The 21842-nt window shown below is 41.4% G+C and carries 27 protein-coding genes and 1 riboswitch; of the genes, 25 read left to right on the top strand and 2 right to left on the bottom strand.

Annotated elements, in window-relative coordinates:
* Positions 1–102: 102 nt before the first annotated feature.
* Entirely contained in the window at positions 103–1257 is a 1155-nt protein-coding gene (locus ACJYYY_RS08675; RefSeq protein WP_035313500.1) for a toxic anion resistance protein, read from the bottom strand.
* A 15-nt stretch (positions 1258–1272) separates the two neighbouring features.
* Complete coding sequence (locus ACJYYY_RS08670; RefSeq protein WP_051456834.1) at positions 1273–1932, bottom strand: 5-bromo-4-chloroindolyl phosphate hydrolysis family protein; 660 nt, start codon at positions 1930–1932, stop codon at positions 1273–1275.
* A gap of 144 nt (positions 1933–2076) precedes the next feature.
* On the opposite strand from ACJYYY_RS08670, the gene ACJYYY_RS08665 reads away from it, so the two are divergent.
* The 25 genes from ACJYYY_RS08665 to rpsA all read left to right on the top strand — a co-directional run bounded on the left by ACJYYY_RS08665 (position 2077) and on the right by rpsA (position 21769).
* A complete protein-coding gene (locus tag ACJYYY_RS08665; protein ID WP_035313498.1) occupies positions 2077–2628 on the top strand; it encodes an NUDIX domain-containing protein in 552 nt (183 codons plus the stop codon).
* Between the two features lie 165 nt (positions 2629–2793).
* A complete protein-coding gene (locus tag ACJYYY_RS08660; RefSeq protein WP_408868834.1) occupies positions 2794–3240 on the top strand; it encodes a Fur family transcriptional regulator in 447 nt (148 codons plus the stop codon).
* A gap of 148 nt (positions 3241–3388) precedes the next feature.
* The gene (xerD, locus tag ACJYYY_RS08655; RefSeq protein WP_035313494.1) at positions 3389–4282 is read left to right on the top strand and encodes a site-specific tyrosine recombinase XerD; all 894 of its coding nucleotides are present in this window, start codon (positions 3389–3391) and stop codon (positions 4280–4282) included.
* 29 nt (positions 4283–4311) lie between these two features.
* Positions 4312–5127, top strand: a complete 816-nt coding sequence (locus tag ACJYYY_RS08650) for a purine-nucleoside phosphorylase (protein WP_035313492.1) — start codon at positions 4312–4314, stop codon at positions 5125–5127.
* A gap of 25 nt (positions 5128–5152) precedes the next feature.
* Positions 5153–6463, top strand: a complete 1311-nt coding sequence (lysA, locus tag ACJYYY_RS08645; protein ID WP_035313521.1) for a diaminopimelate decarboxylase — start codon at positions 5153–5155, stop codon at positions 6461–6463.
* A gap of 1 nt (position 6464) precedes the next feature.
* Positions 6465–7202 (top strand): segregation/condensation protein A, encoded by a 738-nt coding sequence (locus ACJYYY_RS08640; protein ID WP_035313490.1) that lies wholly within the window; start codon positions 6465–6467, stop codon positions 7200–7202.
* A 5-nt stretch (positions 7203–7207) separates the two neighbouring features.
* Positions 7208–7834 carry an SMC-Scp complex subunit ScpB gene (scpB, locus tag ACJYYY_RS08635; protein WP_035313489.1) on the top strand — a complete coding sequence of 209 codons (627 nt, stop codon included), beginning with the start codon at positions 7208–7210 and terminating at the stop codon, positions 7832–7834.
* Positions 7806–8537, top strand: coding sequence for a pseudouridine synthase (locus tag ACJYYY_RS08630; RefSeq protein WP_035313487.1), 732 nt, complete (start codon positions 7806–7808; stop codon positions 8535–8537). Before scpB ends, ACJYYY_RS08630 begins: the two co-directional genes overlap by 29 nt.
* A gap of 18 nt (positions 8538–8555) precedes the next feature.
* The gene (locus ACJYYY_RS08625; RefSeq protein WP_035313485.1) at positions 8556–9278 is read left to right on the top strand and encodes a response regulator transcription factor; all 723 of its coding nucleotides are present in this window, start codon (positions 8556–8558) and stop codon (positions 9276–9278) included.
* A gap of 75 nt (positions 9279–9353) precedes the next feature.
* Positions 9354–11192, top strand: a complete 1839-nt coding sequence (locus ACJYYY_RS08620) for an ATP-binding protein (protein ID WP_051456833.1) — start codon at positions 9354–9356, stop codon at positions 11190–11192.
* Positions 11179–11694: an acyl-CoA thioesterase gene (locus tag ACJYYY_RS08615; RefSeq protein WP_035313483.1), complete on the top strand. Its 516-nt coding sequence runs from the start codon at positions 11179–11181 to the stop codon at positions 11692–11694. Before ACJYYY_RS08620 ends, ACJYYY_RS08615 begins: the two co-directional genes overlap by 14 nt.
* 125 nt (positions 11695–11819) lie before the next feature.
* Entirely contained in the window at positions 11820–12275 is a 456-nt protein-coding gene (locus ACJYYY_RS08610; protein WP_051456832.1) for a helix-turn-helix domain-containing protein, read from the top strand.
* Positions 12276–12425: 150 nt separating this feature from the next.
* Positions 12426–12599, top strand: coding sequence for a hypothetical protein (locus ACJYYY_RS08605; RefSeq protein WP_156921114.1), 174 nt, complete (start codon positions 12426–12428; stop codon positions 12597–12599).
* Complete coding sequence (locus tag ACJYYY_RS08600; protein WP_035313482.1) at positions 12596–13201, top strand: hypothetical protein; 606 nt, start codon at positions 12596–12598, stop codon at positions 13199–13201. Before ACJYYY_RS08605 ends, ACJYYY_RS08600 begins: the two co-directional genes overlap by 4 nt.
* Before the next feature lie 51 nt (positions 13202–13252).
* Positions 13253–13588: a hypothetical protein gene (locus ACJYYY_RS08595; RefSeq protein ID WP_035313479.1), complete on the top strand. Its 336-nt coding sequence runs from the start codon at positions 13253–13255 to the stop codon at positions 13586–13588.
* Entirely contained in the window at positions 13585–14427 is an 843-nt protein-coding gene (locus ACJYYY_RS08590) for a hypothetical protein (protein ID WP_156921110.1), read from the top strand. Before ACJYYY_RS08595 ends, ACJYYY_RS08590 begins: the two co-directional genes overlap by 4 nt.
* Entirely contained in the window at positions 14420–14737 is a 318-nt protein-coding gene (locus ACJYYY_RS08585; RefSeq protein ID WP_051456831.1) for an ATP-binding cassette domain-containing protein, read from the top strand. The genes ACJYYY_RS08590 and ACJYYY_RS08585 overlap by 8 nt, the downstream gene beginning before the upstream one ends.
* Entirely contained in the window at positions 14700–15056 is a 357-nt protein-coding gene (locus tag ACJYYY_RS08580; protein ID WP_198015684.1) for an ATP-binding cassette domain-containing protein, read from the top strand. The genes ACJYYY_RS08585 and ACJYYY_RS08580 overlap by 38 nt, the downstream gene beginning before the upstream one ends.
* A gap of 79 nt (positions 15057–15135) precedes the next feature.
* Positions 15136–15258, top strand: a riboswitch (FMN riboswitch).
* A 159-nt stretch (positions 15259–15417) separates the two neighbouring features.
* Entirely contained in the window at positions 15418–15990 is a 573-nt protein-coding gene (locus ACJYYY_RS08575; RefSeq protein WP_035313475.1) for an ECF transporter S component, read from the top strand.
* 14 nt (positions 15991–16004) lie between these two features.
* Complete coding sequence (locus ACJYYY_RS08570) at positions 16005–16253, top strand: ferredoxin (protein ID WP_035313474.1); 249 nt, start codon at positions 16005–16007, stop codon at positions 16251–16253.
* A 109-nt stretch (positions 16254–16362) separates the two neighbouring features.
* Positions 16363–17400: a helix-turn-helix domain-containing protein gene (locus tag ACJYYY_RS08565; protein WP_035313472.1), complete on the top strand. Its 1038-nt coding sequence runs from the start codon at positions 16363–16365 to the stop codon at positions 17398–17400.
* The gene (locus tag ACJYYY_RS08560; protein WP_051456829.1) at positions 17393–18823 is read left to right on the top strand and encodes an ATP-dependent DNA helicase RecQ; all 1431 of its coding nucleotides are present in this window, start codon (positions 17393–17395) and stop codon (positions 18821–18823) included. The genes ACJYYY_RS08565 and ACJYYY_RS08560 overlap by 8 nt, the downstream gene beginning before the upstream one ends.
* 96 nt (positions 18824–18919) lie before the next feature.
* Positions 18920–19597, top strand: a complete 678-nt coding sequence (locus ACJYYY_RS08555) for a LysM peptidoglycan-binding domain-containing protein (RefSeq protein ID WP_408868833.1) — start codon at positions 18920–18922, stop codon at positions 19595–19597.
* Positions 19598–19801: 204 nt separating this feature from the next.
* Positions 19802–20485: a (d)CMP kinase gene (cmk, locus tag ACJYYY_RS08550; RefSeq protein ID WP_035313468.1), complete on the top strand. Its 684-nt coding sequence runs from the start codon at positions 19802–19804 to the stop codon at positions 20483–20485.
* 96 nt (positions 20486–20581) lie between these two features.
* Positions 20582–21769, top strand: a complete 1188-nt coding sequence (gene rpsA / locus ACJYYY_RS08545; RefSeq protein ID WP_035313466.1) for a 30S ribosomal protein S1 — start codon at positions 20582–20584, stop codon at positions 21767–21769.
* Positions 21770–21842: the final 73 nt, after the last annotated feature.

The following is a 21842-nucleotide window of genomic DNA, read 5'->3' as shown; positions in this document are numbered from 1 at the left end:
TTCAAACGTTAAGGGCTTTCAAAAGGGATTATGCTGCCAAAGGAAGTCAGTGTGTTACCTTTTTCCAAGTCCTATACATTTAAGCGAGTGTCATTGTTTTTATTATTTAATTTCAAGTAAATGTTGTTTTAATTCATCTTCCATCTGCAACAGTTCTTTTTCGGCTGATTGACGTTTTTGACGGCCATCAGCTTGGATTGCCAACGTTTCTTTGATTGTTTCGACGAGTTTGGTTTGGGTTTCTTTTAAGGTTTCAATGTCGACTAAGCCACGTTCGTTTTCAATTGCGGTCTCAATGGTATTGGTTTTGAGCAATTCCGCATTATGTTTCAACAGGTCATTCGTTGTGCGTGATACCTCTTGTTGCGCCTTGACAGCTTGCTGTTGACGCATTAAGGTGAGGGCAATCGCCACTTGGTTTTTCCATAAAGGAATAGCGGTCATGATTGATGATTGGATTTTTTCAGCAAGCACTTGATTCGTATTTTGGATTAAGCGGATTTGAGGGGCTGATTGAATCGTTATTTGGCGGCTTAATTTTAAATCATGCACACGTTTTTCAAGCCTGGTAGCGAATTGTTGTAAGTCATTCACGTCTTGAACGAGCATTTGGTCATGACTAGCAGCAGCCTTTGTTTGCAAGGCGGGTAAGTCAATCGTTAAAATAGTGTGAACCTTTTGTTCACCAGCGGCAATGTATATGTTTAAGGCTTGGAAATAGTCTTTGTTTTTATCGTATAGTTCATCAAGAAAGAGGTTATCTTCGACTAATACTTTTTTTGCTTGATCCAGTTTAATTGCAATACGATCAATTTGCGTCCCCATTTGTTGGTATTTTGATGAAATTTCGTTAATTGAACGTTTCATCTTACTAAAGAGCTTCGTGAAGACATTTGTAGTGCTGGCAAGTTCTTCGGGGCGTGCTTCTTCGATTTTATGCATTAATTCAGTGATGATATCACCAATCGGACCAACATCCTTACTTTGGACGTGCTGAAGCATGCTCTGTGAAAAATCATGCAATTTCTCTTGTGCGGGTGAACCATATAACAGCACAGATTGGCTATTGTTTGCATCAATTTGTTTGACGAGGTCATCGGCCATCTGCTTACTTTCAAGCGGTAAGCTGTCATACATTGTCACTGTTTTTTGTTCGGCCGTAGCTTCGAGCGCTATCGGTTCGGCAAATGGATTTGCCATTAAATTTTCCAATTCGGCAGAAACTGCCTTTGTGTGTGTGTTATTTGTTTCAGTCATCATATCTACGCCTTTCTATTTCGATTCGGTTGGTTGTTTCGTTTTATTCTGCGCTCTGTTAACCGTTTGCTGTGCAACGGCAACTTCAAAATCAAGGGATGAGACATCTTGTTGCAGCAACATTACTAAATCATTGCGGATGATGCCATCCATTTCGGTAATCATCTGTTCAGTCTCATTCAAGGTTGCTAACATCTTAGTATCTTTTGTTGGTTGCGCTTGGAGAAAGTCGTAACGACTAACAAGCTCAACTAAGGAATCCAAGTGGGAGAAGAAGAAGGCTTCTGTTGAAAAGAAACGGGCAGGTGTTTGATTGACAAGCCCATATAGTTGTTTGATGATTTTAATCGTGTTGTCTTTGCCTTTTAAGCAAGGAATTGTTTTATTCCGATAGGCTGCCTTTTGTAATTTAATGATTTTTTTACGGGCTTCGACTAAGTTACCAGAAATATAACGCATGTCTTTGCGACTTAAGCCGTGTTCTTTAGCAGAAGGTGGTGCGGGCGTTTGTTTATGTGAGAAATAATAGCCGAGGCTACCAACGAGTAAAGTGAGGATAACAATTGGGATAAATGTATCGTCGTCGAACTCTGTTAAAAATAATAAGACGATGAAAAGCGTGATTGCATACCAGCTCGTAATCGTAAAACGAAAAATGTTGCTAATTAGTTTCATTGGTGTTCACTCCTTTTAAATGACCGTTTTGCTACTTCGATAGTTTAAGCTTAGCATAATTAGCGACTGATTGTATCAGTCGTTAGTTGTAGTTTTCACCCTTTACTCGGTATGATATACTGACAAAAAAAGGGGGCGTTGATGATGAAAGAGCTAATTGAAAAAACAATCGCAACAGAACAAGTGTTTAACGGACGCATGATTGATTTACAAATCGATACGGTCAGCCTACCTAACGGTGCAACAGCCACACGTGAAATCATTCGCCATCCTGGTGCGGTCGCTATTTTAGCAATTACAGCCGATAAAAAAATGATATTTGTCGAACAGTACCGCAAACCAATCGATCGCGTGATCTTTGAAATACCAGCAGGTAAGATTGATGCAGGTGAAATAGAACATCTGCTCACAGCTCAGCGTGAACTCGAAGAAGAAACCGCCTATCGTGCGGCAAACTGGCAGTTGCTGACCGCACTTTATACCGCGCCAGGTTTTGCCGATGAAATTATTCATATTTATGAAGCACGAGGCCTTGCAAGGCAAGAAGCGCCATTAGCGATGGATGTCGATGAATTTTTAAATGTACACACTCTAACATTAACAGAGGCAAAGGCGTTAATTGGCGAAGGTAAAATCGTTGATGCAAAGACAGTGTATGCGATTCAACACTTCGAATTAAATTATAATAATTATTAATAAGGCTTATTTCCAATTGATAATACTTCTGATTATCTGTCTATTTTTAAAAGAAACCGAGGTTCTATAAGATGATGGACAATTAGGAGGATATATGTTATTTTAAAGTTAAGAACACCTAATTGAGAATAGATAGAGATAATCAATGGAATCAGAGGCGATCATATGGCAATCAGAATGGAAGCGATTAAAAAAAAGTTGCACCGTGAAAAATACAAATTAACGCCTCAACGTGAGGCAACCTTACAGGTTTTAATTGAAAATGAAAAGAGTCATCTGAGTGCAGAAGAAGTGTACCTACGCGTTAAAGAAAAGGCTCCTGATACAGGTTTGGCGACGGTTTATCGTACGCTCGATTTGTTATCGGAACTCGACATTTTAGATAAAATTAATTTTGGTGACGGTGTGGCGCGCTATGAAATTCGGCAAGAAGGTGCGAAGCATTTCCATCATCATTTAATTTGTCTTGATTGTGGTGAAGTCAATGAGATTCAAGAAGACCTATTAATGGATGTCGAAGAAAAGGTGTCGACTAAATATCACTTCTTAATTAAAGACCATCGTTTAATTTTTCATGGTATTTGTGACAGCTGTCAAAAACAACAAAAATAGCACAAACATGTCGCGGCAATTTGCTGCGCTTTTTTTTAGCGAAAAAACGGATAAAATCGTCTTAAAACAACGAAGATATAGGGCTTCTTCCGCTTTTATGATATAATGAATTAGATTAATTATGTGAGGTAAGGAGGGGTAGTTGTTGATGAAAACGAGTATTGAAGATTTTTTACATTATATTCGTGTCGAAAAAGGGTTGTCTGACAATACGATGCAAGCTTATCAACGCGATTTGACCGCATATTTGACGTATTTACGTGAACATCGTCAACTGACGAAGTTAGCGGATATTACACGTGAGGATATTGTCGGTTTCATGGCATTGATGAAAACCACAGGGAAATCAGCGCGATCGGTCGCTCGTTACATGGCATCAATTCGTTCGTTTCACCATTTCTTGTTAATCGAACAGAAGGCGACGAATGATCCAACAACACAAATAGCCACTCCGAAGCAAGCCCAACACTTACCTGATATTCTTCATATTGATGAGGTTGCTGCATTACTTGAAACCCCTGACAAAACGAGCGTGCTCGGTTTACGAGATGCCGCGATGTTAGAGTTATTGTATGCAACAGGATTACGTGTATCAGAATTAATCACCTTAACATTATCTGATTTACATCTGAATATGGGCTTCATCCAAACATTAGGTAAAGGGCATAAAGAACGGATTATTCCATTAGGTGAAACAGCGAGTCACGTGTTGACGACCTACTTAGCAGACTCACGCCCACAGCTCACCCGTGAAAAATATAAAAACGATACTGTCTTTTTGAATTTTCACGGTCAACCAATGACACGACAAGGTTTTTGGAAAAATTTAAAGAAATTAACACTTAAAGCGGGTATTAGTAAGGAAATCACACCGCACACCCTCCGACACTCGTTTGCAACTCATTTACTCGAAAATGGAGCGGATTTACGGTCTGTGCAAGAACTACTCGGACATTCTGACATTGCAACAACGCAAATTTATACACACGTAACAAAAAATCGTTTGGCTGATGTTTATCAACAGTTCCATCCCAGAGCTTAAAAATAAATCACTTCAAAGGAGATATTACTATGTATGAAAAAGCTTTAGAATCAAAAAACTATATTGCAAGCAAGGTCGCAACATTACCGACGGTCGGTCTTATTTTAGGATCAGGTTTAGGTGTTTTAGCGGATAAAATTAACAATCCGGTTGTGATTCCATATGAAGAGATTCCTTACTTCCCTGTATCAACGGTCGAAGGACATGCTGGGCAATTAGTGATTGGTGAATTGCAAGGTAAGACAGTTGTGGCAATGCAAGGGCGTTTCCACTTTTATGAAGGCTATACGATGCAACAAGTGACCTTCCCCGTACGTGTGATGAAATTACTTGGTGTTGAAAAGATGATTGTCACTAACGCAGCAGGTGGGATTAACGAAACGTTTTTACCAGGCACGTTAATGTTGCTAACTGATCAAATTAATTTCACCGGTACAAGTCCGTTAATCGGTAAAAATGATGAACGCTTTGGACCGCGCTTCCCTGACATGACAACCGTCTTTGATAAAGAGCTGTTAGCGATTGCCCGTCAATCAGCGACGAAATTAGGTTTAGCCAATGTTAAAGAAGGCGTGTACTTAGGCTTAACCGGACCAGCTTATGAAACCGGTGCTGAAATTCATATGATGCGTGGTATGGGAGCATCAGCAGTCGGGATGTCAACTGTCTCAGAAGTGATTGTGGCAGCACACATGTCAATTCCTGTGCTAGGAATTTCATGCATTACGAACTTGGCGGCAGGCATTTTAGATCAGCCACTTAATCATGCTGAGGTAATTGAAGTGAGCAATCGCGTTCAAGATGAATTTTTAGCGTACATGGAAGATATTATCGCAACAATTTAATCAGAAAGGGGACATTTAGTTGGAAATCAAGTTACATGGCACAAGCCAAATCAATCAACAACAGCATCTTCAAATCGGCGGAGTCGATGCCGTTACATTAGCACAGACATATGGCACCCCGTTGTATGTCTATGACACCTCCTTTGTGCGCAACCGTGCGCAGGCGTTTAAAGAGACGTTTGCAACCGAACAAGTCAAGGCACAGGTTGCTTATGCCAGCAAGGCATTTGCGACGGTAGCGATGTATCAATTGATGCACGAAGAAGGATTGTCGTTAGATGTTGTTTCGGCAGGAGAGTTGTACACAGCTGTTCAAGCCGGATTTCCAGCTGAACGAATCCATTTTCATGGCAACAACAAAACGGAAGCAGAACTACGTTACGCCATTAGCGAACAGGTCGGTTGCTATGTGATTGACAATTTTGATGAAATCGAATTGCTCAATCGGTTGGCGTCAGAAATGAGTGCAACGGTTAATGCGCTGATACGTGTCACACCAGGTGTAGAAGCACACACACATGAATTTATTACAACCGGGCAAGATGATTCTAAATTTGGTTTTGGTTTATTAAATGGGCAGACTGAAGCAGCGATTCAATTGTTGCAAACGAAGGCACACATTAACCATAAAGGGATTCATTGCCACATCGGTTCCCAAATTTTTGAGATGGATGGTTTTATCACGGCGGCTGATCGCATCATTACTAAAATGGCAGAATGGCAAATGACGTTAAATTATACTGTTGATGTGTTGAACTTAGGTGGTGGCTTCGGGATTCACTATACCGACGAAGATGAGCCATTAGCACCAGAAACGTACGTTCGTCATATCATTCAAGCGGTGAAACAGCAAACAGCGGCACTCGGACTTGACCTGCCCGAAATTTGGATCGAACCAGGACGTTCCCTTGTAGGTGAGGCAGGCACAACCTTGTATACTGTCGGTTCATCAAAAAAAGTACCGGGTATCCGTCAATACGTTGCCGTCGATGGTGGCATGGGTGATAATATTCGACCTGCTTTATATGAAGCAAAATACAGCGCAGCCTTAGCCAACCGCATGAACGAACCAGCCGATACAACCGTGTCGATTGCTGGTAAATATTGTGAATCAGGTGACATGCTCATTTGGGACGCACAGTTACCTCAACCAGTCGCTGGCGATGTGTTAGCAATGTTTAGCACGGGAGCATATGGTTATTCAATGGCCAGCAACTATAATCGTGTGCCCCGTGCCGCGGTAGTGTTTGTCGCTGATGGGCAACACCGACTGGTTGTTAAACGAGAATCGTTTGCCGACTTAGTCCGCAATGATTTACAGCTTAGAGGTGAGTAAGATGACAGAAATAACATTTAAAACAGCCGTGTTTGAAGGCCCACTCGATCTCTTGCTCCATCTGATTGGCGAACTCGAGATTGACATTTATGATATTCCGATTGCACAAATAACCGATCAGTATTTGGAGTACATTCATACGATGAAAGAATTGAAATTAGACGTTGCGGGTGATTATATCGTGATGGCAGCCAGTTTGCTGGCGATTAAAAGTCGCACACTCCTGCCACAGAAACCTGTGATGGTCGCTGAAGATGAGCAAGGTTATGAAGGCGAAGATCCACGTGAAGAATTAGTTGAACAGTTGGTTGCTTATAAGAAATTCAAAGAAATCGCGGTTGACTTAAAAACAAAAGAAAAAGAACGGCAGCAGTTGTATACGAAAGCACCGCTACCATTAGTCGAAAAGGCAGTTGTCGTCACTGAGGATGAAGAACGCGTAACGATGGCTGATTTACTCGGTGCCTTTCATAAAATGATGCGTCGTAAGAAATTGGCGAAGCCATTGCAAACAACGGTCGCGCGTTCAGAGATATCGATAGAAGATCGGATGGCAGATATGATAGAATTAATAAAAGGTAGTAAAGAAGCGGTTCTGTTTGAAACCTTATTTGAAACAGCGAGTCGTTCAATGCTTGTCGTTTCGTTTCTAGCCTTGCTAGAATTAATGAAACGTCAACTTATTATTGTTGAACAGGCTGACAGTTTCACTGATTTAGTGGTATCTTTAAGGGAGTGACATAAATGAAATTCAAAAACGAACAGGCAATTGTTGAAAGTCTCTTGTTTGCTGCAGGTGATGATGGTTTATCATTAAAACAACTCAGTGAAGTGATGACGATTCAACGCGATGTGCTGTTAGAAGTGCTTGAAAATTTACGATTGAAATATCAGTCGGATGACAGTTCCGGCATTCAGTTAATTGAGTTAGCGAACAGTTACCAATTAACAACTAAGGCGCAGTATGCGGATTACTTGCAGAAACTAGTGGATAGCCCTCATGCCTCTGCATTGACGCAAGCGTCGTTAGAAACGTTGGCGATTATCGCCTATAAACAACCAGTCACCCGAATTGAAATTGAAGAAATTCGTGGTGTTAGTGCGGATGGGCCTGTGAGAACCTTAGTGTCAAGAGGCCTGATTACCGATAAGGGACGCTCTGAAAAAGTAGGGCGTGCTCGCTTGTATGTAACGACAAAAGAATTTTTGGATTATTTTGGCTTAGCCAATTTAAATGAATTACCCGATGTATCTGAAGAATGGGAAAACGATAAACTCCAGGAAGAAATGGACTTATTTTTTAAAACGTTTCAAGATACGACTATAAAAGGACGTGTTGAAGATGGAAAGACTACAAAAAGTAATAGCTAACGCAGGCATTAGCTCGCGACGTAAGGCAGAAGAATTAATTACCAATGGCCGTGTGACTGTCAACGGTAAAACAGTACGCGAACAAGGCATTAAAGTATCACCAAGCGACAAAGTTGAAGTGAATGGTGTGCCGTTATCAAAAGAAGAAAACCGTTACTTTGTGTTATACAAACCACGCGGTGTTTTATCAGCTTCTTCAGATGATAAAAAACGTAAAGTTGTCACCGACTTCTTTGAGATGATTCCCGAACGTGTGTATCCTGTTGGCCGTTTAGACTATGATACATCTGGTTTAATTGTGTTAACCAATGACGGTGAATTTGCGAACATGTTAATGCATCCTAAATTCAAAGTTGAAAAAACGTATGTTGCCCGTGTCAAAGGCTTGCCGACACGTGAAACAATTAAACAACTACAAGACGGTGTGAGAATCGATGGTCGTAAAACAGCAAAAGCGAAAGCACACTTTATCTCAGGCGATAAAGGCAAAGATAAAGCCATTGTTGAATTGACCATTCATGAAGGCCGTAATCACCAAGTGCGTAAAATGTTCGAAGCCGTTGGTCATCCCGTTCAAAAATTAAAACGTGAACAATATGGCACACTTGTACTCGGTAATCTTTCGCCCGGCGAATGGCGTGAATTATCAGTCCATGAAGTGAAGCAAATGTATGCACTAGCAATGACAGGTAAACATCAATAAATTTCAGGGGGCATTTGTGTGGAAACAGTTGAAAATAATATAAAAGTATTAGTAGTTGATGATGAGGATAGAATTAGACGGTTATTAGCGATGTACTTAGAGCGCGAAAACTATCAAGTTGAACAAGCCGATAACGGTATCACTGCGTTAGAGTTAGCCTTAAACAATGAATATGATCTCATTTTATTAGATATTATGATGCCTGGAAAAGATGGCCTCGAAGTCCTAAAAGAGCTTCGACAAGTCAAAAAGACACCCGTAATATTACTGACTGCCAAAGCTGAAGAAGTTAACGTCATTGATGGCTTTAATACAGGTGCGGATGACTATGTCGCGAAACCGTTTAGCCCACGTGAAATTGTGTTGCGTGTGAAATCGCTCTTGCGTCGTGTCAATGAAAATCCGAAACAAACGATGGGTTCAGAAAACAGTGACGTAGTTGTGTATCACGAGTTATACATCGATAACGATGCACATCGCGTGACGGTTGCTAACAATGTCGTGAGCTTAACACCGAAAGAATATGATCTCTTGATTTTCTTAGCGAAGGCACCGAATAAAGTATTTGAACGTGAGCAGTTATTAAAAGAAGTGTGGCAGTATGATTACTTCGGTGATTTACGAACAGTCGACACCCACATTAAACGTCTGCGTGAAAAACTGTACAAACATTCTGAGGAAGTATCGAAGATGATTGTAACTGTTTGGGGTATCGGGTATAAATTTGAAAGCAGAGATTAATCTCAATAAGAAAATAGCTGTCTCGTTCTGACTTATCAGGCGAGACGTTTTTTCTTTCAAGTGAAAGGAGATACGATGAAACAATTTTTTATTAGTGTTGTCGGTAAACTCTGGGTAACAATTATTTTGCTATCGACGATTGGCTTAACGATTATTGTCGTGCTACTCATTCAAATTTTCACGACGAGTAACTTAAAGGATAATAAACAATTGCTTAAACAGACGACCACGAAGGTCGTGCAGATGGTCAAACAAAATTATACGAGTGATACCATCCAAGAGCAGTCGTTGGAAATGCTTCCTAAAAACATGAACGTTATCATTACGTATCCGACCAAAGACGAGGTTTATCGTTCGTCGGATCAACATTATTTGACTGCTGATATGCGTCAAACGTTAGAGAAGGAAGGGAAACGGATTATAGCGACAAGTGACAATGGCGATAGTTTTAAAAAGGTTGCAATTGAAAATAAGAGCGATGACGAGAAACTCGTGCTTTACGTTAGTGCCGCCGCTTATACCGTCAAAGGTATTCCAGGTAAAGGTTATGTCTACGTCTTTAAATCAAATGAAGATATTTATAAATCAATGGTAACGATGACAAAAACAGTCACCATCTTTTACTTCTTAAGTATTATTGCAGTGACGGTGTTTGCTTTGTTCTTATCGACGCGTATTGCGGCGCCGATACGTTCGATGCGCAATGCGGCCAGTCAAATCGCTTATGGTGACTTTGACATTCAGGTGCCGATTGTGTCAAATGATGAAATTGCCGATTTAGGTCGGTCATTTAATCGAATGGGTCGCATTCTCAAAGCAAACATTCAGACGATTGAAGCCGAAAAAGATCAGTTAAGCGGGTTGTTAGGGGCGATGGCGGATGGCGTGTTACGGTTTACACGTGACGGCCAAATTATCTTGAAAAACCCACCGGCTGATATTTTCTTATCAAAATGGCAGTCGTCGTTAGCCAATGAAAACGAGAGCTTAGTACCGCCGATTTTAGACGCGGCTGTGCGGGAAGCCTTCGTGACACAAACAACGCAGGAAGTGGAAATTGACATCGATAAATATTCATATGCGGTGGTGTTAACCTTGATTCGTGATGAGAGTGGCGAGATTAATGTGATTGCAATCACCCGTGATTATACCGAATTGAAACGGATGATTAATATGCGTACCGATTTCATCAGCAATGTGTCGCATGAATTAAAAACGCCACTGTCGATGATGACCGGCTACAGCGAAGCGATTATTGATGGTGTCGCAGAATCAACAGCCGACGTGATTGAGTTTTCGACAATTATTAACGAAGAAGCCAATCGCTTGGCACGGCTCGTGAATGATCTCTTAGATGTTACGCGGATGGAATCAGGCTTCATTGACTTGAATTTAAAATTCCAAGAAATACATCCGGTTGTAGATAAGGTGCTGCGTCAGTATGAATCCTATGCGACTGAGCATCAAGTCACGATGGTAGCTGATTTTGAAACGGCTGATTTTGTCTATAACTATGACGCTGATCGGATGCAACAAGTATTCGTCAATTTAATCTCAAACGCACTGCGCTACGCCTCAGGTCAAAGTGAGGGCGGTCGCGTAACGATTAAACAATATGTAACAGATTACTTCTTAGTGTTTGATATTGTTGATAACGGCCCGGGTATTACAGCCGAAGATCTACCTTACGTCTTTAATCGTTTTTACAAAGCAGATAAGGCACGTAAACGACATAAAACAGTCGGAACGGGTATTGGCCTCGCAATTGTCAAAAGTATTATAGAGGCTCATAACGGACGCATTAGTGTGCTCAGCGAATATGGAGAAGGAACAACCTTCCGGATTGAGCTGCCGCTCGTCAGTAAGAGTACTTTAACAATCGGTAAGGGAGATAAAAAACATGAAAATGCATAAAACGTGTATCGATTCATTTACAGCTAAAACAAGTCGGGTGTTTCCATTCGACATTAACGCCTTTGATACTTTATTTGGTGGTAATTTAATGTCGATGATTGATGATATTGCCTCAGTGAGTGCATCACGTCATTCGCAACATAACTGCGTGACGGCGAGTACAGATAATGTCAGCTTCTTTGCACCGATTCATCTCAACGAGTCGGTCTGCTTGCAGTCGTATGTGTGCTATACAGGCCGGACATCAATGGAAATCTTTATTAAAGTCGTCAAAGAGAACATGATGACAGGTGAGCGCCAGTTGGCGGCAACGGCCTTTATGACCTTTGTTGCGATTGGTGAAGATGGCAAACCGACACCAGTGCCGACGGTTGAACCGGTGACAGCCGAACAAAAAATCGTCTGTGCCGGTGGTGCTGACCGTGCGGCTGAACGCAAACAAAAAGTCGCGAAACAACGTGAATTAGCGAGTCAATTGGGCTTAGCAAGACCATGGGAGTAACTAAAAGACGTTAAAACACGCTAATAATCTGTAACACCCGTGAAGTAGTCACGGGTGTTCTTTTTTTGTTTCGATTGACAATCGGCAATAGTTTTCGTTATTCTTTTTTTAAAAGGAGTGATGCGATGTTAGGGGCAAACATTCGGAAATATCGCAAATTAAAAGGCTATTCACAAGCATTTGTGGCACAGCACCTACATGTAACACCACAAACAATTTCTAAATGGGAAACGAATAAGAGTATGCCGGATGTGGGAAGTTTATATCAGTTAGCGCTCTTTCTCGATGTATCCTTTGAACAATTGCTCGGACCACTGAATGAATCAGAGCCAGCGCTGCCTGTGCCTACTGGGTGGCTCTGGTGTAATCCCGTCGTCAGCAGTTGTTTGATTATGACTTTGAATCTATTACAACAGCAACTGCCGCTCGTACTGTTGTTACTGCTGTTTTTAATAGGCAGTTACGTGATGGTGAGACCTTGGCTGAAACCAATGTACATCCGTCATTACACGATTTTGTTTGCAGGTCTAAATTTTTCTTTGTTGCTCTATCTTTGTAGTTTAGTCTTATTTAACAAATAACAACGGAACGTTGCGTTAAAACAACGGTGCGTTGATGTCGTTTCCTCCCTTTACTTGCTAAACTAAGGGAACGAGAGTTGTCGAACGACTATTAGATGAGTGCAGCTATTATAGTTGTCTCAACGCTTGTTAGAAGGAGGAGAACGAACAATGAAAAAACTCATCCAAACAACCTTAGTGCTACAAATCATTGTGTTCTTTTTGATTGCGCTTTACTGGGCAAATCTATTTAATCAAAACAAGTTGTTATATAGCGATGCTGAAACAGTGATTGTCCTATCAGAACAGCCAGATAAACAAGCACTACCTTTGGCAAAAAAGTGACAGGCTTACAAACGGTTGCTCGTGACACAAAGGTAGAAGTGACTAAAGTTGTTTGGCAATCGGCCACCAACATGCTCCTTTATACGAATGCACCAGAGCGATTTATCGCGAATACGAACGGAGCCAACAAAACAGATGGGCGTTTATCTAATCAACGTGGTGATTTTAAGTGGTTTGATCAACGGCAAACAATCGAGCTAAAGTTGTTAGCACAGCTCAGTGAAAGTGGCACCGATGGCACCTATTATTTGCGAGGGACAACAGCGGAGCTGGCAAAGGCGAAAACCCAATTAGCAACCGTCCTCCAAGCAAATGTAGCTGTTGACGAAAATTTCCTGGGAAATCTTTATTTTTTAATCGCCTTTATCACTGAACCGTTGTTAATTGCTATCGTTCTGCTCTGTTTGTCGATGACGACCTATGCTTTGATTTTTATGTTGATTCAACAATCGAAAAAAAGCGCCTTAATGCAGGTGATGGGCTATCGTAAAGGCCAACAATTACAAAAAATAATGCAGCTGTTTTATCGTCAATTGGCAATCGGAGTTGGTAGCGGGAGTGTGCTGATGTGTACGTTGCTGCTTTGGCGTTATCAGAGTTGAAGCAATCTCACCCAAACGCTAGTCTTTGTGGGATGTGCAATTCTGCTGCTAATGTGCTTAATTGTGAGTGTGACACTCAGTTGGCTACTTATCGTCAATCGTGCCAACCATTGTCACCTTTACATTAAAGCGAAAAAACCGACCTTGTCGGTGCTGATTGTTAGTAAAGTGACTTTGATTATCTTTTTAATCGTGTTGCCACTGTTTGTCAAACAGTCAGTCAGCCATTACTCAGCGATTAAAAAAAGTCAGCAAGCAAATGCACTGTGGCAGCAAACCAAGGCGGTTGATCAATTCAGTGCCCAGTTTATGACGCAGGACTACGAGGCCTTGCAACCGTATGAAGAAAAAGTGAAGACGTTTACCTTGAGAACGCCACTAACTTGATGATTATTGATGCCCCTCATTATCAAGATGATGAAAAATGGCAACTCCGTAGCGCTGAGGCGCAAATTGATCCCGATGAAGGCAATACCATTACGGTGAATGCGACGTATTTAAACCGTCACACAATCTATCAAACCGATGGCAAAGCGGTCGGTAAGGCCGATATCGTGACGGCACCTTACACACTCAATCTACTCGTGCCAGTAAAATACAAGGATGAGGAAGAAACGATTCATGAGCGATTTGCAGCGGATTTTTTATTTTCAGCCTATGAGTTGTCTCCGATCTATGATGAAACGGCCAATCAGATTCCCGACCCGATTGTGACGGTAGACACCGGGAATTTAGCCGCAAGCGTGTATTATTCCATCATGACCCGCAACATGTTTTTAATCCGTCATGACGCCCATATAGATACGGGGCAGTGGCAAGCAAAGCTAGTCGACAGTGGCATTCGTGAGTTGATTCAAACAATTACCCCGGTCTATGATCAACGCGCGGCACAACTGCGACAACACGAACAACGGGTCTTTTTTTATACCAGTTTACTCGGCTTAACCATCATGACCATTGTCTTTGCCTTTTTAAGCTTTAACTATGCCTTATTTGAGCGCCACAAACGTAAAATCATCTTGGAAACATACTATGGTTCGTCCTTGCTGAGCATTTTAGCGCATCATTACGTGAAATGGATGGGGCTAGACATTGTTGTCCTCTCTTTGGCAATGCTACTGTTTTATCGAAGTGCGTTTGTGCCGCTGCTGCTGTTGATGATTGGTCTGCAAGGTGTTTTAATTAGTATTCATTTAAACAAAAGAAGAGGTGAAGGCAATGATTGAGCTTGAAAATGTGATGAAACAATATGACAAAACCACCGTTATTCGCGAAACAAATTTAACAAGCTCAGCCCCTGGATTAACGTGTTTAACCGGTGTCAGTGGCTCAGGAAAAACAACGCTATTAAATCTCATCAGTCTGATTGAAACGCCGACGCAGGGGCGGATACTGTTTGATGGCGAAGCGATTACAACGCAAAAACAAGTGCGTGCCTTCCGTCTGGAATTTGGCTATGTCTTTCAAAATTATGGTCTCGTTGAAGAAGAAAGTGTTGTTGATAATTTGGCGCTGGCGACTCGCGACTCGCTTTAGTCCGTTAAAGAAACAAGGGCGGTTATTGGCTTACCGGGAAGCGATTGAACAAGTCGGTTTAAGAGGCGATTTTTTACTGAAAAAAGTGCATACGCTCAGCGGAGGCGAGCAACAAGGAGTTGCGTTAGCCCGCCTCTTACTGACGAAGCCACGGATTGTCTTTGCTGATGAGCCAACCGGCAACTTGGATAATGCCAATCGTGACCTTGTTTTTAAGCTGTTAAAACGGATTGCCCAGCAAGGCACACCAGTCATCTATGCGTCGCACGATCCAGTACTAATTGCGGATGCACAAGAAGTGATCCAATTGCCGCTCTAATAATTAGTTACAAAAAGTAAGCGAACTGGCTTGAATATTTAAACGGATATGCTATACTGATGGAGTAATAAAATAAAACGTTCATCTTCAGGGCAGGGTGTGATTCCCGACCGGTGGTAAAAGTCCACGACCTTCTTGCAAAAGAGGCTGATGCGGTGTAAGTCCGCGACCGACTGTATAGTCAGGATGGGAGAAGATGTGATCGCAGGCTGTTACGCGGTCCTATTTCCCTTTGCCTAAAATAAGAGGCCAAGGGGATTTTTTTTAGGTGTAAATAAGACGTCACTAAAAGGCTGTTTATTTTAACGTGTTTCAGACTGTAGAACTCTTCACTTGATGAACAACAAGGGAGAGAATTTGGATGACAAATTCAAAAGTAAAAATGCTTGTCAGTGTCTCGATGTTAAGTGCGCTAGCGTACATCTTAACATTAATTAAGTTTCCGTTACCGGTGTTCCCCGATTTTCTCACGATTGATTTTAGTGATATCCCGGCCATGCTCGGTGCCTTTATTTTTGGACCGGTGGCAGGCGTGTTGATTCTCTTTATCAAAAATGTGATTAATTATATGACGATTGGTAGCCCAGTGGCATTTCCGATTGGTCAAGCTGCTAATTTTGTGGCAGGGCTGCTCTATGTCTTACCGACACACTACATCTACCGCCACTTTAAAGGCAATAAAAAGGCGTTAATAACCGGCATCGGTGTGAGTACCGTTTTAATGACCGTCTTTATGTCGTTGTTTAACTATTACATCCTCTTACCGGTCTACTTGAAATTATTGCATTTTGATTTAGGTGTCTCGTATGCCAAAACAGTGGTTGTGAGTATTATGCCATTCAACCTTATCAAAGGAGTGATTGTCGGCTATCTCTTTCTGTTAATGTTTGGCCGGATGCAAAAATGGATTGAGCGACAACGTAAGCAAACTTAAAAGGAAGTGACACAATGGCAGTCTATACAATTATTGATCAATCAACCTGTATCGCCTGTGGTATGTGTGGCGTGTGTGCTGACAAGATATATGACTATGACGATGAAGGCATTGCGTATGTGGTGCATGATAATAATAGCGGTACTATCGCAGTCAACGAAGCGGACGAAGACGATGTGATTGATGCCCAAATGAGTTGTCCAAGCGACTCTGTTAAAGTTGCAACGTGCAGCTTCGAGGGTAATCCCGAGCGTTTTAGCTAACACCAGCCCCAATGTGCCTTGCAGCCATTGGGGTTTTGTTGTTTTAGCGCTTAACTGTTCACGGATACAGTCGATTCGTTTATACTAGAGGGAGAAGGAGAGGTGTCACATGACGGATTATGAACGGTTAATCTTAGATCTTGTGCGGCAATTAAACGGCTCCAAAAAGCGGCGCCAAGTGACAGATATTTTACAAGGGAATAAAACGAGTCAAAACATGATTGACATTTATTTGCACCGCATCCTTCCGTTTTTTGGTGTGCTTGAAAACGAACATTTTATGACCTTAAAAACAATCATCCAACAGTTGCTAGAAACCGGGACCTTAATTGAACGTGAGGACGGCCGTCTACAACTGACTGATAAAGGTTTGAGCGCGGTGTCAGACTTTACCTTACAAACGAATTATCGCCATCTTAATGGCTGGCGGTGGCATCGTCGTCTACCGTTATTTGCAATGGCCTTGCAGTTAACCACGCAGATGACCGCCAATGCACATCAAGAAATCGCCCATTATTTTCCGATTGTGCGCGATACGAGCGTGCAAGTCTATTGTAAACAGTGGTGGCTTAAAGCTGCGAGCGGCGATAAAACCGCTTTAGCAAAAAGTTATCATGATGAATTGATGAGTTTACTCGAAACGATTGAAATCGCACCGAATGTCATTGTTGATCGCTTAACGGGCGGTCCCATCATCGGTTTAACCGCCGAACAATCAGCTCAAAAACAACACATTCCTACCGAACGTTGCAATTTACAATGGTTAGCAGGGCTGTCAGAAATGATGGATTTATTAGAACGCTATCCAAAAAGTTGGCCGCTATTAGCACAGTTAGTGCCGATCCGAGCACTACAACTAACAGAATCGGCCCAACAAACACATCAACTTTTATTGGCAGGTGTCCCTGTGCGGGAAATTGAGCCACGCAGACGGCTGCAACAATCAACCATTGTCGATCATTTCGTGCAGCTGATTGGGTTGCAAATTCTGCCACTTGAGCGCTTTGTTTCGGCTGCTAACATTGCCTACTTTAAACTAAATCAGCAACGGGCAACGTCACTTAAGGCGGCCCGTGACTTTGTTCCAGCATTAGGTTACGATACGTTGAAACTTTGCCTCGTATCAGAAGGAGGTTATCATGCTTGAAACAGCCCTAAAACAACATCTCGGTTTTGAGCATTTTCGCACCGGCCAAAAAGAAGTAATTGAAGCCGCTGTTGCAGGTGAAAACACCTTTGTGATGTTACCGACTGGTTCTGGTAAGACCGTTTGTTTTCAGCTAGCTGGTTATTTGCGGGAAGGGCTGGTTATCATTATTTCGCCCTTGCTTTCATTGATGCAAGACCAGGTTGAACGGATGAAGGTCTATGGTGAAAAACGAGTTGTCGCCTTGAACTCCTTTTTAGATGCCGCCGAAAAAACGACGATTTTAAATGAGTTAGACCGCTATAAATTCATCTTTATCTCACCAGAAATGATTCAGCAAGACCATGTGTTAGCCGCATTCAAGCGGCACACTATCGGTCTGTTTGTCATTGACGAAGGCCACTGTATTGCACAATGGGGGCCGGACTTTAGACCGGATTATTTGCAGTTAGGCAACGTGCGCACAGCGCTCAATACGCCAGTGACAATGGTGTTGACAGCGACGGCAACTAAAAAAGTACGAGCAGAAACACAAAAAGTGTTACAGCTTGAAAAAATGACGCAGTTTATTTACAGTGTTAATCGCCCCAACATTGCCTATGAGGTGGTGAACTGTGAGACTCGCAAACAAAAGGATGAGACCTTGTTGAAAACAGTGCAAGGCTTGCAAGGGCCGGGTATCATTTATTTTAGTAGCCGCAAAAAATGCCAAGAAGTGAGTGAACTGTTAGCCGATCGTCTCAATTTAAGTGTCGCCTATTACCATGGTCGCATGGACCCCGCTGATCGGGTCGCCATCCAGCAACAGTTTACCCATCATCAATTAAATATCATTTGTGCAACGAGCGCCTTTGGGATGGGGATTGATGTGCCCGATATCCGGTTTGTGATTCATTATCATCCCGCCCAAAACATTGAGAGTTTCATCCAAGAAGCGGGCCGTGCAGGACGAGATGGTCAATTGTCGCTCAGTCTGTCGCTTTGTCATCTGGATAGTGATTACCAGTTGGCTCAAAATCTCGCGCAAAGTGATTTGCCAGACTATGATACGATTTTAAATCCAAAATCGTATACGAGTGAAGCATTTATTAATCATTGGGTCGGTGAGACACAATGGCGTTTCTTAAAGACGTATAAAGAAATGGGCTACAGTCCAGCGGCTATTTGGGAAGTGGTCAAGGAGCGTAGAACGGTTAAAAAGAACCAAATTGATGCCTACTTTAATTGGCTACGATCGCAAAACTGTCGTCGAGATGGTTTATTACGCTTTTTTGACGAAGAACCGATTCAACAGGCGGAAGATTGTTGTGATAATTGTGGCCTAGAGCGCGAAAAATATGCCCAACAGCAAAAAAGACCTAAATTAATAGCAGAAAAAGATTGGAAAATGACACTTTGGGAAATATTTGTAAAGAAAATGTAATATTTACAGGGATATTTCTTGTTGAAAACCTGTTTTAAAAGTATACTGGATATATACGATAATTGAAAAAATAGTAATAATGATGGAGGTGCCTAAATGTCTAATTATAATAATGACGACTATAAAGAAGAAAAGAATAAGATTGCAGAGGATGAGTTGAGTCGCGCAAATCGACGCAATCAAAAAAAGAAGAATGTGATTTTTAAGTATCCTTTTTTGAGTACGTTGCTTATTGCCATTATCATCATTCCACTCGCGTGTCTGATTACTTATGCCTATGTTCATGAAAATGCTGAAAATAAAAATGACGTTGTGAAAGATACGTCATCAGATAGCAGTGTTGTAATCGAGAAAAACACGTCGGCAGCTTCGAAAGAAACAGTAACTGCTGCTCAAAAAGCAAAAGAAGAAGCAAAAGCTGAAAAAGCTTCGAAAGAAAAAGCTGAAAAAGCCAAAGCTGAGTCTGATAAAAAAGCGAAAGAAAACGAAAGATTAGCTTCGGAATCACGAGCGAAAGCTGAAAAAGCAGCAGAATCAGCTAAAGCACGTGAATCCGAAACAGCTCAAACAAGTACGTCAGAAGAATCAAGTGAAAGTGAAGAAAAGACACCAGCATCAACTTATACAGTACAAGCTGGTGACACCTTGTATCATATCGCATTGATTAGTTACGGGTCTGGTAATGCAGAAAATCAAGCGTTAATCCGCAATGCAAATGGTCTTTCGGGTAATACTGTTTCTGTTGGCGCAACGTTGACAATCCCGGCTAATTAGTTATAGAAGTGAAATCATCTCAGTTTTGACTTTAATTACTGAAGAAAAAATGAAGTCAGTCTGCTAAAAGCAAAACCCTCCCAGCGAGTGGTTTTGCTTTTTTTAGATAATGCATTCATTTTGAATTTTATTGCATATCCTACCAAAGATAGGTATTATAGTTAGTGGATAAATAACAGTTTGATGAGGAAAGAGAGTGAGCAAATGTCTGGAATTTGTATAGCAATCGATGGACCAGCTGCAGCCGGTAAAAGTACAGTGGCAAAAATTGTTGCCAATCGTTTAGGATATATATATTTAGATACAGGAGCTATGTACCGAACATTGACGTATGCGGCCCAACAAGCACAGGTGACATTGTCAAGTGAATCAGAGTTAGAACACCTTTTACCGACAGTTGCAATTACGTTTGCACCTGACGAAGTGAATGGTGGGCAACGTGTTTTTTTAAACAATGTTGATGTTAGTGACGCCATTCGCTCAGAAGCGGTCACAAACAATGTCTCAATCGTGGCCCAAGTGTTGAGTGTACGTGAAGAAATGAAAAAACGCCAACTTGCCTTTGCTGCTGATGGTGGTGTTGTGATGGACGGTCGTGATATCGGTACGAATGTCCTCCCTAACGCTGAATTGAAAATATTTTTACTCGCATCAGTCGATGAACGTGCGATTCGTCGCTTTAATGAAAATAAGGCGAAAGGTTATAAACATGTGCCACTTGAACTCTTAAAAGAAGAAATCGAAGCACGTGATAACCTTGATTACACGCGGAAACATGCGCCGTTAAAAAAGGCAGAGGACGCAATTGAATTGGATACAACTTCACTTTCAATCGATGAAGTATCCACACGGATTTATGATTTAGCTCAGACAAAGTTGCACGCATAAAAAAACGTTTTTATATTTGCAGTAAAACTGTGGTAAAATAAGGATAACTGTATATTAAACAGATAATAGAGTGATGGTAGAGAGAGGATGAACGAAATGACTGAAGAAATGTTTACGTTTGAAATTGCTGAATTGAAAAAAGGTGATACTGTTGTAGCGACTGTATCAAGTGTTGAAAATAAAAAAGTGTTTGTAAGTATCCCAAATGCAAAACAAGATGGGTTATTACCAGCTTCTGAATTAGCAGTAGAACCTGTTGAAGATGCTCATGAACTTGTAAAGGTTGGCGACGAATTAACACTTGTTGTTACACGTGTTGAAGATGATTTAATCGTTTTATCAAAAACAAAAGCAGCTGAAGGTGAAACTTGGACTGACTTAAAAGAAAAATTCGAAAACGGTACAATCTTTGATGCAACAGTAACAGAAGTTGTTAAAGGTGGGTTAGTGGCTAATGTTGGTATTCGTGCCTTTATTCCAGGCTCATTAGTATCTGATCAATTCGTTGAAGATTTTTCATCATATAAAGGTCAAACATTGGCCGTTAAAATTGTTGAATTTGTTCAAGAAAAAGGGCGCGTTGTTTTATCTCATCGTGCAATTGTTGAAGCAGAAAAAGCAGTTAAACAAGCTGAATTATTTGCAACAATTAACGAAGGTGATATCGTTGAAGGTACTGTCGCTCGTTTAACAAACTTTGGTGCGTTCGTTACAGTTAACGGCGTTGATGGCCTTGTGCATATTTCACAATTGGCTAACAAACGTGTGTCTAACCCGAACGAAGTTGTTACTGTTGGTGAAACAGTGAAAGTGAAAGTAATCGGCGTTGATAAAGACAAAAACCGTTTAGCACTTTCAATCAAAGCAACATTACCACAACCTTGGGATAACATCGCTGAACAAGTAGCACCTGATGATGTGTTAGAAGGAACTGTTGCTCGTTTAACGACCTTTGGTGCCTTTGTTAACATCTTACCTGGTGTTGATGGTCTTGTGCATATTTCTGAAATTGCACACGAACGTATTGGTACGCCACAAGAAGTATTAAAAGAAGGACAAGCTGTAACAGTGAAAGTCTTAAGTGTTGATACAGCAGAACGTCGTATTAGCTTATCAATCAAAGCTTTGACTGACGCACCTGTCGTTGAAGAAAAAGCACCAAAAGCACCAAAAGCAACTAAAAAAGCAGTGGAATCATATACACTTCCAGAAGAAGAAAGTGGTTTCTCTTTAGGCGAATTATTTGACGCTGATAAACTGAAAGCAATGAACTTAAAAGACTAATTGTATGATAGTAAAGCGTCTCTCTTGTCTTTAATCACACGTGATTGATTCAGTCGGTGTGAAGTACAGGTGA

The organism is Brochothrix campestris, from assembly GCF_046058945.1.
GTDB classification, from domain to species: Bacteria; Bacillota; Bacilli; order Lactobacillales; family Listeriaceae; genus Brochothrix; species Brochothrix campestris.
Note: the sequence above shows the minus strand (reverse complement) of the source record. Positions and strands in the feature narration are given on the sequence as shown.